The organism is Tepidimonas sp., assembly GCF_036824975.1.
Lineage (GTDB): Bacteria > Pseudomonadota > Gammaproteobacteria > Burkholderiales > Burkholderiaceae_C > Tepidimonas.
Genome location: NZ_DAISZC010000130.1, coordinates 1 through 1,907, shown reverse-complemented (window position 1 = coordinate 1,907; position 1,907 = coordinate 1). Strand labels below are relative to the sequence as shown.

Annotated in this window: 2 protein-coding genes; both read left to right on the top strand. The window is 66.9% G+C overall.

The features are described from left to right. Positions 1 to 337 (top strand): EAL domain-containing protein (locus tag V7Z54_RS09905; protein WP_334136252.1); only part of this gene is annotated, 337 nt, incomplete at its 5' end. A 53-nt stretch (positions 338 to 390) separates the two neighbouring features. Then, the gene (gene dnaB / locus V7Z54_RS09900) at positions 391 to 1,812 is read left to right on the top strand and encodes a replicative DNA helicase (RefSeq protein WP_334136250.1); all 1,422 of its coding nucleotides are present in this window, start codon (positions 391 to 393) and stop codon (positions 1,810 to 1,812) included. Positions 1,813 to 1,907 lie beyond the last annotated feature (95 nt).

Here is a 1,907-nt window from a genome sequence, read left to right as displayed (position 1 = left end):
CGACGACTTCGGCACCGGCTACTCGTCCCTGGCCTACCTGAAGCGGCTGGGCTTTGACCGGCTCAAGATCGACCGCTCCTTCGTTGCCGACCTGGGGCAGGACACCGACGGCCGCGCCATCGTGACCGCCATCGTCAGGCTGGCACAGACGCTGGGCATGCAGACCGTGGCCGAGGGCGTCGAGACCGACGAGCAGGCGCGCATTCTGGCGTCACTGGGCTGCGACGCCATCCAGGGCTGGCTGGTGGCGCGCGCGCTGCCTGCCGACGACTTTATGGTGTGGCTGGCCGCGCACGATGCGGCCGCGTGGCGACGGCGGTGGACGACGCAGGGGTGAGCGGCGACCCTGGCTCGGGGATGACGGGTGCGCTGCTGCCACAATCACGCCCGATGAGCACTGCCGACTACGACCCGACGCCGCCCACCCTGCCGCTGCTGGACGACGATCCGCAGCTCAGGCAGCTGCGCCTGCCGCCGCACTCGCTGGAGGCCGAATCCAGCGTGCTGGGTGGGTTGTTGCTGGACAACACAGCTTGGGATCGCGTGGCCGACGTCGTCACCGCCACCGACTTCTATCGGCCCGAGCACCAGCGCATCTGGGAAGCGATCGAGGCGCTGGTCAATGCCGGCAAGCCGGCGGACGTGGTCACCGTCAACGAACATCTGGCGTGCCTGGGCCGCGCCGACGAGGTGGGCGGGCTGGCGTACCTGAACCAGCTGGCGCAGTTCGTGCCCAGCGCGGCCAATATTCGCCGCTACGCCGAAATCGTGCGCGAGCGCGCCATTCTGCGCAAGCTCATTGCCGCTGCCGACGACATCGCCGCCCAGGCTTTTGCTCCGCGCGGCAAGCCGGTGGCCACCCTCCTCGACGAGGCAGAACAAAAGATTCTGTCCATCGGCGAGGAGGGCAGGCGCATGAAGCAGGGCTTTCAGTCGATGGACAAGCTGGTGGTGCAGCTGCTGGACCGCGTGCAAGAGATGGCGGACAACCCCAACGACATCACCGGGGTGCCCACTGGCTTCATCGACCTCGATCGCATGACGGCGGGCCTGCAGCCAGGGGACCTCATCATCATCGCGGCGCGTCCCAGCATGGGCAAGACCAGCTTTGCCATCAACATCGCGGAGCACGTCGCCCTCAACGAGGGGTTGCCGGTGGCGGTGTTTTCGATGGAAATGGGGGCGGCGCAGCTGGCGGTGCGGGTGGTGGGGTCGATCGGGCGCATCAACCAGAGTCATCTGCGCACCGGCAAGCTCACGCCCGACGAGTGGCCGCGGTTGACCGAAGCGATCGAGAAATTGCGTCATGTCTCGCTATTCATCGACGAAACGCCCGGCCTGACGCCAGCGGAGCTGCGCGCCAATGCACGGCGGCTGGCCCGCCAGTGCGGCAAGCTGGGGTTGATCGTCGTGGACTATCTGCAGCTGATGAGCGGCAGCAACAGCGACGGCGAAAACCGCGCCACCGAGTTGGGCGAAATCTCGCGCGGTCTGAAGATGCTGGCCAAGGAACTGCAGTGCCCAGTGATCGCGCTGTCGCAGCTCAACCGCGGTGTGGAGCAGCGCACCGACAAGCGGCCGATGATGGCCGACCTGCGCGAGTCGGGCGCGATCGAGCAGGATGCCGACATCATCATGTTCATCTACCGCGACGAGTACTACACTAAGGAGAAGTGCACGGAGCCGGGCGTGGCCGAGATCATCATCGGCAAGCAGCGCAACGGGCCCACGGGGACGGTCAAGCTGGCGTTCCTCAGTGCGCTGACGCGCTTCGAGAACTTGGCCGGCTATGGGGATGGGTACGGGCCATGAGGCAAGGGCTGGTGCGTGTGATCGTGGGGGCGCTGCTGGTGGCTGCGCTGGCCGAGGGCTCGCGCCAGTTGGCGTTTGCCAACGGCACCCTGTCG

Excerpts from the sequence above, each read along its gene's own strand:
- dnaB (WP_334136250.1), top strand. The coding sequence starts at position 391 with ATGAGCACTGCCGACTACGACCCGACGCCGCCCACCCTGCCGCTGCTG.